General features: G+C 36.1%; 18 protein-coding genes. 7 read left to right on the top strand and 11 right to left on the bottom strand.

The features are described from left to right. Positions 1 to 13: 13 nt before the first annotated feature. The 4 genes from ACQV2O_RS03055 to yedF form a co-directional block, all read right to left on the bottom strand. Complete coding sequence (locus ACQV2O_RS03055) at positions 14 to 1,963, bottom strand: PTS fructose transporter subunit IIABC (protein ID WP_428874954.1); 1,950 nt, start codon at positions 1,961 to 1,963, stop codon at positions 14 to 16. A gap of 11 nt (positions 1,964 to 1,974) precedes the next feature. Then, on the bottom strand, positions 1,975 to 2,892 hold the full coding sequence (gene pfkB / locus ACQV2O_RS03050) for a 1-phosphofructokinase (protein WP_428874444.1): 918 nt from the start codon (positions 2,890 to 2,892) through the stop codon (positions 1,975 to 1,977). A gap of 180 nt (positions 2,893 to 3,072) precedes the next feature. Then, positions 3,073 to 4,260: a cobalamin-independent methionine synthase II family protein gene (locus ACQV2O_RS03045; RefSeq protein WP_428874536.1), complete on the bottom strand. Its 1,188-nt coding sequence runs from the start codon at positions 4,258 to 4,260 to the stop codon at positions 3,073 to 3,075. A gap of 21 nt (positions 4,261 to 4,281) precedes the next feature. Continuing rightward, entirely contained in the window at positions 4,282 to 4,623 is a 342-nt protein-coding gene (gene yedF / locus ACQV2O_RS03040; protein WP_428874535.1) for a sulfurtransferase-like selenium metabolism protein YedF, read from the bottom strand. A gap of 214 nt (positions 4,624 to 4,837) precedes the next feature. On the opposite strand from yedF, the gene ACQV2O_RS03035 reads away from it, so the two are divergent. Next, the gene (locus ACQV2O_RS03035; RefSeq protein ID WP_428874953.1) at positions 4,838 to 5,182 is read left to right on the top strand and encodes a carboxymuconolactone decarboxylase family protein; all 345 of its coding nucleotides are present in this window, start codon (positions 4,838 to 4,840) and stop codon (positions 5,180 to 5,182) included. A 13-nt stretch (positions 5,183 to 5,195) separates the two neighbouring features. Here the strand turns inward: ACQV2O_RS03035 and ACQV2O_RS03030 are convergent, their stop codons facing one another. The 5 genes from ACQV2O_RS03030 to ACQV2O_RS03010 all read right to left on the bottom strand — a co-directional run bounded on the left by ACQV2O_RS03030 (position 5,196) and on the right by ACQV2O_RS03010 (position 7,769). Then, positions 5,196 to 5,516, bottom strand: a complete 321-nt coding sequence (locus tag ACQV2O_RS03030) for a branched-chain amino acid transporter permease (RefSeq protein WP_428874533.1) — start codon at positions 5,514 to 5,516, stop codon at positions 5,196 to 5,198. Beyond that, positions 5,509 to 6,207 carry an AzlC family ABC transporter permease gene (locus tag ACQV2O_RS03025; RefSeq protein WP_428874532.1) on the bottom strand — a complete coding sequence of 233 codons (699 nt, stop codon included), beginning with the start codon at positions 6,205 to 6,207 and terminating at the stop codon, positions 5,509 to 5,511. The genes ACQV2O_RS03030 and ACQV2O_RS03025 overlap by 8 nt, the downstream gene beginning before the upstream one ends. Positions 6,208 to 6,224: 17 nt before the next feature. Then, complete coding sequence (locus ACQV2O_RS03020; protein ID WP_428874531.1) at positions 6,225 to 6,695, bottom strand: HAD family hydrolase; 471 nt, start codon at positions 6,693 to 6,695, stop codon at positions 6,225 to 6,227. A gap of 271 nt (positions 6,696 to 6,966) precedes the next feature. Further along, positions 6,967 to 7,344 (bottom strand): hypothetical protein, encoded by a 378-nt coding sequence (locus tag ACQV2O_RS03015; RefSeq protein ID WP_428874952.1) that lies wholly within the window; start codon positions 7,342 to 7,344, stop codon positions 6,967 to 6,969. Positions 7,345 to 7,388: 44 nt separating this feature from the next. Further along, positions 7,389 to 7,769, bottom strand: coding sequence for a hypothetical protein (locus ACQV2O_RS03010; RefSeq protein ID WP_428874951.1), 381 nt, complete (start codon positions 7,767 to 7,769; stop codon positions 7,389 to 7,391). 306 nt (positions 7,770 to 8,075) lie between these two features. On the opposite strand from ACQV2O_RS03010, the gene ACQV2O_RS03005 reads away from it, so the two are divergent. Both ACQV2O_RS03005 and ACQV2O_RS03000 read left to right on the top strand, forming a co-directional pair. Beyond that, entirely contained in the window at positions 8,076 to 8,276 is a 201-nt protein-coding gene (locus tag ACQV2O_RS03005) for a PHP domain-containing protein (RefSeq protein ID WP_428874950.1), read from the top strand. A 38-nt stretch (positions 8,277 to 8,314) separates the two neighbouring features. Then, entirely contained in the window at positions 8,315 to 8,701 is a 387-nt protein-coding gene (locus tag ACQV2O_RS03000) for a PHP domain-containing protein (protein ID WP_428874949.1), read from the top strand. A gap of 147 nt (positions 8,702 to 8,848) precedes the next feature. Here the strand turns inward: ACQV2O_RS03000 and ACQV2O_RS02995 are convergent, their stop codons facing one another. Next, a complete protein-coding gene (locus ACQV2O_RS02995; RefSeq protein ID WP_428874948.1) occupies positions 8,849 to 9,760 on the bottom strand; it encodes an AEC family transporter in 912 nt (303 codons plus the stop codon). A 105-nt stretch (positions 9,761 to 9,865) separates the two neighbouring features. Beyond that, the gene (locus ACQV2O_RS02990; protein WP_428874947.1) at positions 9,866 to 10,240 is read right to left on the bottom strand and encodes a thioesterase family protein; all 375 of its coding nucleotides are present in this window, start codon (positions 10,238 to 10,240) and stop codon (positions 9,866 to 9,868) included. 170 nt (positions 10,241 to 10,410) lie between these two features. Between ACQV2O_RS02990 and ACQV2O_RS02985 the strand changes: the two genes are divergently transcribed. The 4 genes from ACQV2O_RS02985 to ACQV2O_RS02970 all read left to right on the top strand — a co-directional run. Then, the gene (locus ACQV2O_RS02985; RefSeq protein WP_428874946.1) at positions 10,411 to 11,370 is read left to right on the top strand and encodes a tRNA dihydrouridine synthase; all 960 of its coding nucleotides are present in this window, start codon (positions 10,411 to 10,413) and stop codon (positions 11,368 to 11,370) included. A 97-nt stretch (positions 11,371 to 11,467) separates the two neighbouring features. Beyond that, on the top strand, positions 11,468 to 12,475 hold the full coding sequence (gene sppA, locus ACQV2O_RS02980) for a signal peptide peptidase SppA (RefSeq protein WP_428874945.1): 1,008 nt from the start codon (positions 11,468 to 11,470) through the stop codon (positions 12,473 to 12,475). A 1-nt stretch (position 12,476) separates the two neighbouring features. After that, a complete protein-coding gene (locus tag ACQV2O_RS02975) occupies positions 12,477 to 13,256 on the top strand; it encodes an RDD family protein (RefSeq protein ID WP_428874944.1) in 780 nt (259 codons plus the stop codon). A gap of 173 nt (positions 13,257 to 13,429) precedes the next feature. Further along, on the top strand, positions 13,430 to 14,570 hold a 1,141-nt coding region (locus tag ACQV2O_RS02970; protein WP_428874943.1), incomplete at its 3' end, for a transposase.

Here is a 14,570-nt window from a genome sequence, read left to right as displayed (position 1 = left end):
ACCTATTGGGTTATTACCCCTTCTTTAATTGACGGGTGTAGTTTAGTAAAAAGGCTGATACTATACTACCTATTAACCAAGATAGAATATACATGATTGGGTTGCTTACCCCACCTGCTGCTATCGCAAAAACACCTCCATGAGGAACTAAGCTAACACATTCAAAAGCCATTGAAAGTGCACCGGCTAAACCTGCACCTAAGGCTAGACAAGGAATAACGCGTAAAGGGTCAGCCGCTGCAAAAGGTATTGCTCCCTCGGTAATAAAGCTAGCTCCCATGGCATAATTCACATAGGCCGAAGATCTTTCTTGTTTTGACCACACTTTTGGTTTAATCGTAGCGGCTAAGGCAATAGCCATAGGCGGAACCATTCCACCAACCATTACTGCCGCCATAACATCTGAACCCGCCCCTTGAGCTTGAGTGACTAGAGCTGTTCCTGTAACATAAGCAGCCTTATTAATGGGGCCTCCCATATCAATAGACATCATAGCTGCTACTGCAAATCCTAATACAATGCCCCATTCTCTTGGAATTGATTCAATCGCATTCATTAATCCCGTCATCACCGCACCCATCGGACCATTCACTACAAATAGCATTAGCAGACCTATCATTAGAATACCCAGAACTGGGAATATGAAGATTGCCTTCATACCCTCAAGGGTTTTAGGCATCCACTTGAAGGCAATTTGCAGTCCTCTTATAATAGCGCCTGCTAAGAAACCCGCTATCAGAGCGCCAAGAAAACCGGAGGGTACTAGATTTTCAAAAATGCCTTGTGGTGCATAAGCAGCTAAAACACCAGGATTAGCAAAAATCCCACCCATTATTCCAACTATTAGTCCTGGACGATCTGCAATTGATTGACCGATAAATCCAGATAAAATTGGTAGCATCATGGCAAAAGACATTCCACCAATTGTTTTTAGTATTTGAGCAAATACATTATAGTCTGAACTGCTTGGGTCAGCAGAATTTATACCCCAGAAGAAAGAAAGTGCAATCAAAATCCCACCGGCCACAACGAATGGAAGCATATGAGAAACGCCATTCATTAAATGTTTGTAGAATTGACGACCGATTGATTCTTTCTCACCAGAATCTTCTATCTCATTTACCTTTTCTCCCTTAGCGTGAAAGATAGGAGCGTCGAGACGAACGGCCCTATTTATTAATTCATCGGCCTTATTAATTCCATCTGAAACTTTAGTAATGATAACCGGCTTGCCATCAAATCGATTCATTTCAACCTGTTTATCTGCTGCTACGATAATTGCATCGGCCTTTTTAATATCCCCTTGATTAAGTTTGTTACCGATACCGGCTTGCCCGTTTGTTTCCACTTTAATACTGATCCCAGCTTTTTTAGCTGCTTCTTTTAACTTTTCTTCAGCCATAAAGGTGTGTGCTATCCCTGTTGGACAAGCGGTAACTGCTAAAATATAAGTATCTGATGATTCAGAAATTATATTTTTTTCACTTTTAGCTTGAGCTGTTTCTTTTAAATCTGCTTCTTCAGAAAATAAATCAACCACTTCATGAGCATTCTTAACAGACATCAGTTGATCAATCATTCCTTCTTCCATCAATTTTTTTGACAAGGAAGCAATTGCCTTCAGATGCTCATTTGATGAGTTTTTTGGCATTAAAATCATAAAAATTAAGTGAACATCTTTTTCATCTAAAGCTTGCCAATTAATGCCTGCTTGGGAACGCGCAAAAATAATAATTGGCGTTTTTACCGTTGATGATTGAGCATGCGGCATGGCCACACCGTTACCAACTCCAGTGGTTGAGAGTTGCTCTCTTGCTTGTAGCGATTGAAATAATTCTTTTGGATCCATTACTCCTCCGACTTGATCGAAATTATTAACAAGACTCTTTAAAGCCTCTGATTTATTACGAACAATTAGATCAAGATCCATCACTTCAATATTTAATAATTCTGATAGCTGCATAACTTTTCCTCCTAAAGTTCTTGTATTTTGATTTTATCCACTAAAGAGTCCATTAACTTTCGCTCAGCTATACCTAAAGAAAAAGCTGTTGCCGCACCAGCAGCCGTTCCCACCTTTAAGGCATTCTTAAACGACTTTGAAGATTGGTATTCAGCCATAAAGCCTGCTAACATCGAATCGCCTGCTCCCACAGAATTAACCAATTTTCCTGGAGCTGACTTGGATCGATAAATTTTACTATCGCTAGTTAACAATATAGCTCCGTCAGCCCCTAGGGATACTAATACATTTTGAGCACCTTGTTGCTGTAAACGTTTGGCATATTTTATGACATCCTTGTCCGTGTGAATAACTGAATTGAAAATATCAGCCAATTCTTGTTGATTGGGTTTAATTAAAAAGGGACGATAGGTTAAGCATGATGTTACTAATTCCCGGTTTGAATCTAATATGAAATTGACCTGGGTTTTTTGGCACAGTTCGCCTATCCTTTCGTAATCTTTCGCTTCCATACCTGGAGCTAAATTCCCTGATAAAAATACGGTATCACCTTTTTTTAATTTTTGCTTTAATTGACTAAAGAACGCCTCATATTGAGGTCTCAATATTTTAGGACCTTTGGCATTTAGTTCTGTTTCTTTCTTACTTTTCAGCTTCACATTGATACGTGTTTGACCATTCACTTCAATAAAATCATGTGCAATCGAATGTTTTTTTAATAAATTGGTTAAATAATTCCCAGTGAACCCACCCATAAATCCCAAGGCACAAGAAGCTATTCCAAACTCTGACAATAATAGTGAGACATTTAAACCCTTACCTCCAATAAGATAGGTTTCTGAATCTATACGATTTAATGCTCCTTCCTTGAAGTCCCTGGTCTCTATAAAATAATCGAGGGCTGGATTAAAGGTTATAGTGTAATTCATAGACTCCCCCCTTAAAAATATATTAGTTAACGAACAAAATTTTAAAGTTGCTTTAAGTAAGCGTTTCCTGATTAATGTTTACATTATAGAAAAACTTTACCTTTGTTTCAATATTTCATATAAATTTTATTTATAAAGCTAGACAAAAAAGCAACTAGCCTATGCTAGTTGCAAAAAGAATTATTGACAGTGATTCTGACGTAATTGTTGAGCGGCTTTAGACATATTTGTTAATTTGGCTTCGATTATTTCTTCAGGATTTAACGGACGATTGGCAAATGTTGCAAAGCCACAATCCGGATTCAGCCAAATTCTCTCTGGTGGCAAGAACTCTAACGCTTCTTCAGCTAGAGCCATAATTTTTTCAACTGATTCAACCTCATCTGATCGCGGATTAATGACACCTAAGCCTAGTATAATTTTCTCATCTAAAAAGTTATTATAAAATAACTTGGATATTTCACCAGCTCTTGGGGTTGAAAACTCAAGAGCCAACATATCGACAGTTAATTTATTAAAGAAGCTACCTAATTTATCGTACGCTCCCTCTAATAATACACTCTCATCTTTTGTCCAATTTCCTCGACAAACATGGACAGCTGATAAGCAACCTTCCAAACTATTTATTTCATCTAGAACAGGTTGAATAAGAGACTGAGCAAACATTAATTCTTGGTCAACCTTGACCTTTGCAGATAAGGTTCCTCAGTAGAAGGAGGTATCCCCTTGGGCTCTTTGAAAAACTACCTCTGAAAGAATCGGTTCATCAATTTGGATGACGCGCGCCCCATTATCATATAAACGATGAATGGTGTTTTTCAATAATTCAACAACATCTTTACCCAATTGACGTCTACTCGCATAAGCTTGATCACTTACTCCTTCTACCCACATTGATCGGGTTAAAAGGTATGGACTAGGAAGAGTGATTTTATAAGGTTTATTAGTTAAGCTTTTAATTAACTCCTGCTCTTGAGTACATAAATCGGCTTCCAAATCGAGCTTACCGACACAGACTGGACTATTCATTGAGTTATCTGAAGCATCCATCTCTTCTAAGGATTGCACATAATCCTCATTATTTCCAAGCAAGTCATTAATTTCCTCTGTAGAAAAAAGTTCGATACCTTCAACTTTTTCAGCAACATAAGACATAAAATTATCTCTTGAAATTTCTCCACTTACAACTACATCAATGCCCGCACGCTTAAAGAGGTCCATGACCTCTTTAGTTTCGTCATGAACCAGCTGATTGTATTTATCACACTCACCAAAATGTTGACAAGCTTCCTTGGCAGCGAGTAATTGAGGCGACCGTGGCATCGATCCAATTAATGTCGTTGTAAACGGCTTAAAGGTCGTTTCCATTATTTTACCTCACATTCTTTTTTAAGGTTCAATTACTAATTCACTTTCAGTTAAAATATCAACAACTTCACGCATTGTTGTAATTTGACCAACCATAATATACTTTTCTACTTCATAGTACTCAGTGCAAATACCGCATGAAAGAACTTTGGTTCCTTTATCTTCCATTGCTTTCAAATCTTCAATTGAGTCTGAGCCCTTGCAAGCTAACTTAACAGCTTCACCATATAAAAGGATATGCTTTGGCGCTTTATCAGTGTTAGCTAGCGTATTTAAAAAACCTTTCATCAAATTTTCTGTTAGAGGTTTTTCACCTTCACCCATACCAGTACCACGTAGAACGATATCATAAGCTTTTGACATGTGATTAATCTCCTTTTTGTTTATTTATAAACTTAGTATACTCGATAAAATTTTAAATATTAAATTAGATTATTAAATAAATAACCGTCATTTATGAAAAATTTATATATATAATTTTTTTGAACATACTTTCATATAAAAAAGCTATACTAATAGAGAATAACTTTGCAGAAGGAATCTTTATAGGACTGATTATCGTAAAGGTTTAGAAGAAGTGGGTGCCAATACACAATTTTTAACAGAACTTAATCCTGAATACCTTCAACATTATAGTCAGCTTGCTGCCATCTTAGCAAAGCCCTCGGCTCCAGATGCAGTTACTAAAGAGTTAATTATTCTTGCTGTTGCTATTAATCAACGCTGTGAGCCATGTATTGCTGTTCATGTTGATCAATACATAAAAGCAGGAGGAAATTACGAGCAATTATCGGATTTAGACAATATTGCTATTCTTGTGGATGGTGATCCAGGTATGGCCTTTGCCGGTAAGGTGTTAGATTGCTTCGATCGGTTTTTAAAATATATTAAAAAGCCAGAGGCATTTGCTCTGGCTTTTTAAGCATAATGAAAATTTATTGAAAAATAGTTTGAACCAATACCATATACAAAACTGTTCCTCCCAAAATGGAAAAGACAGTAGAATGTCGCCATTTATGTAAAACGAATACCAAAAAGCAAGATATTATAGCCGCTATCGTTCGCTGAGAAGTATAGGCAATATCTTTAAATGAATAAATCAATAAGATTGTCATAATGGCATAAGGAAAAACTTGCCCCAAATAAATAATCCAAATAGGAGTTTTCCTTTTGAAAATAATAAAGGGAGTAGCTCTAATAGTGATTGTCACAATGACCATAACGACAATCAACATGATAGAATGAAGGTTAGACATAATCTGGTTGGCCTCCTTTAAGTCTATTTTCAATTAGTAGAAAAGCAATGACAACAAGCATTGACGGCAGCATAAAATTATCTGGTCCAAATATTATGAAAAATATAAACCCAACAGTCATCCCTAAAAGAGCAGGCTTGTGATTATTGGTAGCTTCCCACTGATTGAGAACGACGACAAAAAACAATGCTGTTAGAGCAAAATCAATGCCCTCCGTTGAAAAAGGTAAGAGATTTCCTACTAAACTACCCGCTACACTACCAAGAGTCCAATACATATGATTGAGTACTGTGACATAAAGGGAATACTTCTCACGTTCAATTCCTTCAGGTAAGTGGTCTGTACATACCAAAGAAAAAGTTTCATCCGTAAGGCCATGAATTAAATAGAGTTTGCGCCAACCTTTTATCTTTTTGTATCTTTCCAACTGACTAATACCATAAAATAATAAGCGAAAATTAACCATAAAGGTTAAAATAACTGTAGCAAATAAGCCAGTGGATGAAGAAAGAATGACTGGTGCTAAAAACTGGATAGACCCTGAGTAGACAAAAAAGCTCAAGCATAATGCCCAAATCCAACCAAAGCCTTTAGCCTGCATCATAATACCAAAACCTAAGGCTAGCATGAGATAAACGATACCAATTGGCAATGTCTTTTCAAAGGCATATCTCCAATGTTTTTTATCCATTTTCTAACTCCTTTAACTTAATGACGTAAAGTAGCTTTAATACGCTCAGGCTTAAGCAAGATGTTAAGCGCTGAATGAATATTAGGTGCAATAATATCGGCATTACGAATACTAACAGTGGATAGCCCTTCATTTCCTATAACAGCTATTGATAAAGCAGCTACACTCATCATTTCTCCATCGTTATAGCCATTGCCTATACAGGCACAGCTTTTAGAATCTAATTCTTCAAGCAGTAGTTTCTTGGAGATAGCTGCTTTACTCGAAGGAAAGGTAGCCAGTTCAACTGGAAGTTTTTGACACTGTTGTTTAACAGTTCCATAGGTATCAGCAGTGGCGATAAAAATTTTAACATTTTCTGAAAGACTCGAAAGAAGTTCTTCCACTCCTTCAATTAATTTCCCGTCTTCAGCGATGGTGCCGTTAAAATCAATAATCACATTAGATATTTTGATCACTCCATTACCTGGAATTTCGTATTTTATCATCTTTATCTCCTTAAACACATCTTTATTTGAGACCGAAACGCAGAGCGTTTGTAAGCGTTTTCTCGAATGCTTTTAAAAATAAGATTACGTATTAAAAATACTAAAACGCGCTCACTTATAAGTATACTATTATTTAATCAAATATCTCTTAAATTTGAATGAAAAGTCCCTAAGAAAGTTCTCATATACTTTCACTAGACAAATTAAAACGACCTCTATTAAAAATAGAGGTAGATTTAGTTCTCGATACTCATTTAGTGGTTTTCAATTTTTAAATTGAATAAGTTCGCGTTAAAGCGTATTCGACGACTAAATAAAAAGTGAATAAGCTTATTACAATAATAGCTCCCTTTTTAAGTACAATTTTCACTTCAGGATCCGTTCTATAATAACGCGCTCGACTAACTATCCCTTTCTCTATATTATTTAATTTATTCTCTGGCAATTGTTCCATATAATCTAATTTTGAATCAATATCATCTTCACCCTCATAACCATGTATTTTAGACAGCACAGACACGGTTGAATAATCGTTCTCCTTATAAATAATATAAGAATCATATATCGGTTTTACTAGTAAATACGCAAGTGTACTGATTATTATAAAAAAGAATAAAGCTCGAATCTTAAAATTTGAAAAATATTTCATTTTTCTCCTCCTTATTGCTACTCTTTCATATTTTCAAACAGCTATTAGAATAAAAAGCCCGATTTACTTATTATAAACTCAAAAAGCAGATATGGAATTATTAACATTGATATAAGAATCCCACCACGTTTCAAAATAATTTGTTCTTTGGAGACCCCATGAAAATAATGAGCCAAATCAATTTTAGCTTCTTGATCATAGGTGAAATTTTTTGACGGTTGCTTATCAATAAACTCTAGTACAGGATCTGATTCCTCTTCTCCGTCATAACCATAAGCCCTAGCAATTAAAGTAACCGTTTCTAAATTATTTCGTCTCTGTTCGTCCATCTGCTGCAAGTATCGATCCACATTTTGATAGGCAAATAAGAAAATTAAGATTGAGATTAAAGCTATTCTTATTCTTGTGTCTTTTAACAATTTCATAAAAGCACCTCCGAAGCATTTAATGCTATCCTACCAGTTTTGTAAACGTTTTTCCATTAAAATTTTTCTTTCTTATTATCTTTTAATAAAAATATTTTATTCATTAAATCGTTCTGTCATTATTTATTATTTTTTCTAATAAATTTAAAGCTAATCTTGCTAAATCATTGATACAAATGTATTAATAAAGACTATAAATAAATTTTTAAGATTGTTTTTCAATTTGAATAGCGAGGTAAGCTTACGTAAAATAGGGATGTTGAACAATATTTAATGTTACAAACTTATAAGAGAGGATTATCCAATATGTTAATCGACCTACATATGCATGAGAAGACATTTTCACCCGATAGCTTTATGAAAATTGAGCAGATTGTCGAAAGAGCCAAACTAATCGGACTTGATGCCGTTTGTATTACAGACCACGACTCAATTGGTTTCATGACTTTAGTTGAAGAGGCTCAACAACGTCTCGATTTTCCAATCTTTGTGGGGGTGGAATATTAACTACTGAAGGCGATGTCTTAGCCTATGGAATTGACGAATTGCCTGAGCCGGGCCTATCAGCTCAAGAATTCATTGATTACGTGAATAAAAAAGGTGGAGCTTGTACAGCCGCTCATCCCTATCGTAATAATAACCGAGGCCTTGGTGACCATATTTATAAAGTTAAAGGCCTTCATGCAGTTGAAGTGTTAAATGGCAATTCAACTTTAGAAGAAAATCAACAAGCCTTTATTACAGCCAAAGAACACGATCTACAATGTGTTGGTGGAAGTGATTCTCATCATTTTGGCCAAGTAGGCGTTTACGCGACATATTTTCCTAACCAGGTTTCAACTATCCATGAACTTGCTCAAGAATTAAAAAAAGGAAACTGTCAACCAGTTATGGTTAAGGGCCATCAAATTATCGAAACAGTCACTGCATAAGCAGAAAAAGAGCTAGCTCAATGTACTGACCCCCTAAAGTTGGATTTCATGGTCCAACTTTAGGGGGTCAGTACATTATGCAGATCTTTTTTTGTTAGTTTTTTTATGTATGGCTGGCATGAAAATTTCTCCTCCTCTGTCTTCAAATTAAACGAAAGCCAAAAAGGCTGGACTTAAAAAGAGGGATAAAATAATTGATACAAAAGTTAGTTTAGAAGCCAAAGCGACATCTAAATCGTATTTAGCCGCTAAAATAGGCGTGGTAGCCCCGGCGGGCATGGTCGCCATCACCACACACATACCTGCTATTTGCTCATCTACTTGCAGAAATTTTAAGCTCAGTAAAACGATTAAGGGTATAAGTAGCATTCTAACACCTACAAACCGTATAACCGCTTTCTCAAAAAGAGCCTCCATTTTAACCGAACCAATAATTGAACCGATGGTAATCATGGATAAAGGAGTAACTGTGCGACTCAAACCATCAAAACTATTCATGATAAAGCTTGGTATAGAAATTTGGCTTAAGCCCAGCACCAATCCAAAGATAACTGCCAAAATCATTGGGTTTTTTATAAAAGAAAGAAGCGTCTCTTTAAAACTCTTTTCTTGTTTTACTAATAAAGAAATACCAATTGTATAGGTAAAAATGCGGTGAGGTATTAAATAAACGGCGGCTAAAATAGCGCCTAATTCACCAAATAAGGATGTAACGATGGGTAATCCAGCAAAACCGGCACTGTTACAAAGGGTCGCATAATGTAAAATTTTAGCTTGTTTTTCCGGCAAATCCCGAAAAAAGAAGCCGCCGAAAAGGGTTATCGTTGTATAAATAATAGTAGCAATGATTAAAGTTTGAAAGCTTAGCTCAATAATGTTCCAAGTTATATTAAAAAACGACTTAAAAATAAGTGCGGGAACAAGTATCTCAACAATTAATTTAATTAAAGCTGGACGATTCTGATCCGTAATCATTCTTTTTCTATAGGCTAGCACACCTGCTAAGACATAAACAATTAGAACTAATTGGATGCTCAGCATCTCAAAAAAAGTTGCCATTAATGATCCTCCCTATACCTTTTTATTAACCCCCTCATCTTAACATAGTTGGTTTGCAAACTGAATATCTTTCAAACACTTTCAAGGCATCGATCAATGAAAATATTATTTCTTAAGCTTTGCCATAAAACGCTCGATATTCACAACAATTCTTTGATGAGTTGCTTGACCAATTAATTGTTCTTTATCATAAGCTTCCATATCTAAAGTGAATACTCTTCCTTCTCTTTTACATTTTGTAATAATAATCTCAATTTCGCTCATAGTCGAACTCGCTTTTAAATGTTTGACTTCAAGAAAGATACCTACTGTGGTTTCTAAAGTTGTATCTTCAATATTTTTCTGACAAAGCTCATAAGCTGCATTTTCCATATAAGCAATCATCGAAGGTGTCGATAAGACTTCTAAAGCACCTGATCCAATTTTAGCAGCTGAATGTTCATTCTTTACAGAATATTTTTTGGAAAATTTTGCTTTCATTTTTATCCTCCTAAATTATTTTCAGTAAAATTATAGCATACAGATAGGGCTAGTTGTTTTTCCTAAAGAATTAATAGAGGATTCCTGTATTATATTTGCATCCAGCCTCATTTATGGTAATCTTTTAAAGATTCTATTTTTACAAAAATAAGCGAAAGGAGTCCTAAACTATGCCACAAAACTTCTGGCAAAACTTACCCAAACCCTTTTTTGTTTTAGCCCCTATGGAAGATGTAACCGATGTTGCTTTCCGACATGTTATTGCTAAAGCTGGAAGACCTGATGTTTTCTTCACTGAATTTACTAATTCTGAATCCTACTGCCATCCTCTAGGCAAAGAATCCGTACGAGGTCGTTTAATCAAAACTGAAGATGAACAACCCATAGTAGCCCATATATGGGGTGACCGGCCTGAATTCTTTGAACAAATGGCGCATGGAATGGAAGAAGAAGGCTTCGCAGGTATCGATATTAATATGGGCTGTCCAGCACCTAACGTCTTTAAACATGGTCGTGGGTCTGGTTTAATTTTAAGACCACAACTAGCTGCTCAATTAATCCAAGCCAGTAAAAAAGCAAACCTTCCTATTTCAGTCAAAACGCGTTTAGGCCATCATCAAGTGGAAGAATATAAAGAATGGCTGAAGCATTTATTTGAACAAGGTATTGCCAACCTCTCCATACACTTAAGAACAAAAACAGAAATGTCTAAAGTGCCCGCTCATTGGGAACTAATTGGAGAGATTAAAAATTTGCGTGACCAATACGCCCCACATACCCTCTTAACTGTAAATGGGGATATTGCTGATCGGCAACAAGGAATGGAGTTATACAATACTTATGAGATGGACGGTATTATGATTGGCCGTGGTGTTTTTCAAAATCCATTTGCTTTTGAAAAAGAACCACGTCATCATTCTGCTAAAGAATTGATTGATCTTTTTCGCTATCATTTGGATCTCTTTGATTATTACGATCTCCACCCTTTCCCTGCTTTAAGAAGGTCTTTTAAAATCTATTTAAGAGAATTCAAAGGAGCACACGAATTAAGAGTCCAACTAATGGAAGCAGAGGATTCCATTCAAGCGCGTGAAATACTCATTGCTTTTGAAAAACAACACTTATTATAGAAAACACCTAACTAACAGCTTTTTATAGTTATAAACAGCTTATCATTCCAAACCGACATTAAAAATGTTAAACTAAACTCAAAGGAAGGTGGCTTATATGTCAAAAAAAAAATGGATAGTAATCGCTTTTGCACTTGTTTTAATTGTCGCTTCTAGCTTATCGAAAGTTTATAATGAACCCGCTGATATTACCTACAGTGAAAAATGGGCGAATGAAAGACTAAACTCCTTGCTAGGCATTGGACAAGATTATATAGAAGAAATTCGAGAAGATGGCTCTGTAGATCAACGTATTCTAGTTATCCCAATTGAAGGAGTGATTGGAATAGCGTCTCCTACTTATGATCAACAACTTATTATGGATACCATCGAACAGATTCGAACGGATGAATCTATTAAGGCTGTTTTATTCGAATTAAATACTCCAGGTGGAGGAGTATACGAAACCCGTGAAGCTTATGACTTATTTAAGGAAGTGATTGACGAAAGAAAGATTCCTGTTTATGCTTCTATGGGGCAAGTAGCCGCATCAGGTGGCTTCTATTATGCCATGTTAGCCGATAAAGTTTATGCTACTCCTGAAACAATCACTGGCTCAATTGGAGTAATTATGTCTGGTTACAATATGAGAGAGCTTTATGACAAAATAGGTGTTGAACCCTATGTTTTTAAATCTGGAAAAATGAAGGATTTAGGCTCGAGTGCACGTAAAATGACTAAGGAAGAAGAAGAAGTATTCCAAGAATATATTGATGAAGCCTTTGATCGTTTCGTTCAAGTGGTTGTCGATGGTCGTGATATGTCAGAAGAACGGGTGCGTGAGCTAGCAGATGGTCGTATTTATACCGCCAAGCAAGCTAAAGAAAACGGCTTGGTTGATGATATTCTATACTATCGTCAAGTAATCGATCTTATTCGCGAAGAAAATGACTTAGCAAATGCTCAAGTTTTTGAAAAAGCAGCCCCTCAAGACCAATTTGCCTCATTCTTCCCTACATTTATGAAATCAGAAGATAATTATGCAAAACAATTTGATCAAGTTCTTAACCGTGTAAAAGAAGAAGTTCTTCCTCAGATTGAGTACCGCTGGGAAGGTGGTAAGTAATATGACATCAGTTAAATTAGATAAAGAAGAACTTAAGACGCTTTTAAATCATTCAAAAGAAGAAAAAAAAGATTCAACTAAAGTTATTGAAGAAGTTCCCCAAGATAGTACAGTCATTATTGAAGAGCAAACGGACCACTCTAAGGACAACAATATAACAAAAAATAACTCGTCTTCTTTAAATTCTAGTCAAGCAAATCATTCCGGACTCAATCCATTCAGCAATCATGCAGCAAGAGAGGAAGCTTTCAAAGAGACTAAGCAGTCTGACATTGATCCTATTCAAATGAAAATTGCTGACCAACAACTGAGAGAAAATGGCTACGACTATCTTCCTAAGGAGGTTTATGCTGGGTTCTGGCTTCGTTTAGCAGCTTATATGGTAGATTACCTATTCATTCTTCTCCTGACTAACCTTATAACGAACATTGTAGGAGAAATGAATACAGACTTATTGTGGGGTGTTTTACCTATGTTCTTTAACTTAGCTGTATTTTGCCTTTACTTTTTCCTAATGACTTTCGGTCTGAATGGCCAAACACCCGGAAAAATTTTATTTAATTTAAGAGTTGTGCCGATTAATACCCAATCGAATAAATTAAATATATCCACTTTATTAATGCGTGAATTTTTTGGTCGTGTTATTTTCTACTATGTACCATTTATTGCTGTCATCCTTATCTTCACAAGCAAACATCAGCACCCTTTAGATATGCTGACTGATACGACAGTGATTAATGAACGTTATCTAACTGCCTTTGCTAAGTGGAAACTCGTTTAAAACAAATAAAAGGGGCTGTATCATAAGTCTCAAACCGAAAAACCACTATAAACGTTGTTTAAACAATGTTTATAGTGGTTTTTATGGTATAATAAAGATATAAAAAAGCAGAAAGTTGACGCTTTCTGCTTCGTCAATGCCTCTCCTCTAACACAAAAGAAAGGACATAAAAAATGCACTTTCATTATAACACCAATCAATTAGCTTTGGAAATCTCTTATGCCTATATTCCTGAAGAAGCACATGTTGTCCACTTTATTGATGGCTTGGTCAACCAATTAGCCATTGATCATCCTTATGTGTTTGGTCGCCCGAGAGAATACCCTTTATCTGCCGTCTTAAAGCTCATTCTCTTTGCCTATACTCGAGAGATATTTACCAGTCGGAAGATTGAACGCTTTGCGGCTGAAAACTTACCGGCTCAATGGTTAACACAAGGTAGAGTCCCTTCACATACCACGATCTGCCGATGCCGAGTGGATGAGAGCATTCAAGACATTCTAGATGCTGGGTTTGATGGACTTGTAAACTATTTAATGGAACAACGTCTGATAGACGATGCTTTATTTATTGATGGAACAAAAATTTTAGCGAATGCGAATAAATATACCTTCGTCTGGAAAAAGAACATCATCCGTTTTGATGAAGCCAATGAAGCACAAATCAAAGAGCTGTTAAAAGAAACCAAAGTAGCCTATCAAGACATGACACTTCCTGAGGGAACAGACTTAACGATGGATCAGCTGGAAGAAGTGATGACACAGTTAGAGAGCTGTCTCGAAGCTTTAGAAAAAGAAGTGGAAGAAACAAAGAAACAATCGCCTAATCCGACCAAGCAATCACGTCGTCGCTTAAAATCTCTCAAGCACCCACTCAATGAACGCATTGAAAAGAAACAAAACTATGAAAAACATCGTCATCTTTTAGGTGACCGTCATTCTTATTCTAAAACGGATACTGACGCGACCTTTATGCGGATGAAAGAAGATCCAATGCGAAACGGTCAAACTAAACCTGGCTATAACCTACAAATCGCCACCAGTAATCAATATGTATTAGCTTATGACATCTATCCCAATCCAACCGACACACGAACGCTTCAACCATTCTTTGAGACCCACCGTGCACTCATTGATTCGATGACTTATGTTTCGATGGACGCTGGGTATGGTTCCGAGTCCAACTATGCCTACTTAGAAGACCATCATCCCGATACCATCGCCATCATCCCCTATAGCACGATGTTAAAAGAACAGACAAAAAAATGGCAATCCGATGAAAAGAAAGTCTTCAATTGGACTTATCATGAAGCAG

The sequence above is a fragment of the Facklamia sp. P13055 genome (assembly GCF_050409445.1).
In the GTDB taxonomy this organism is placed as follows: Bacteria; Bacillota; Bacilli; order Lactobacillales; family Aerococcaceae; genus Facklamia.
The sequence above is the reverse complement of the archived record's forward strand: the minus strand, read 5'-3'. Positions and strand labels throughout refer to the sequence as shown.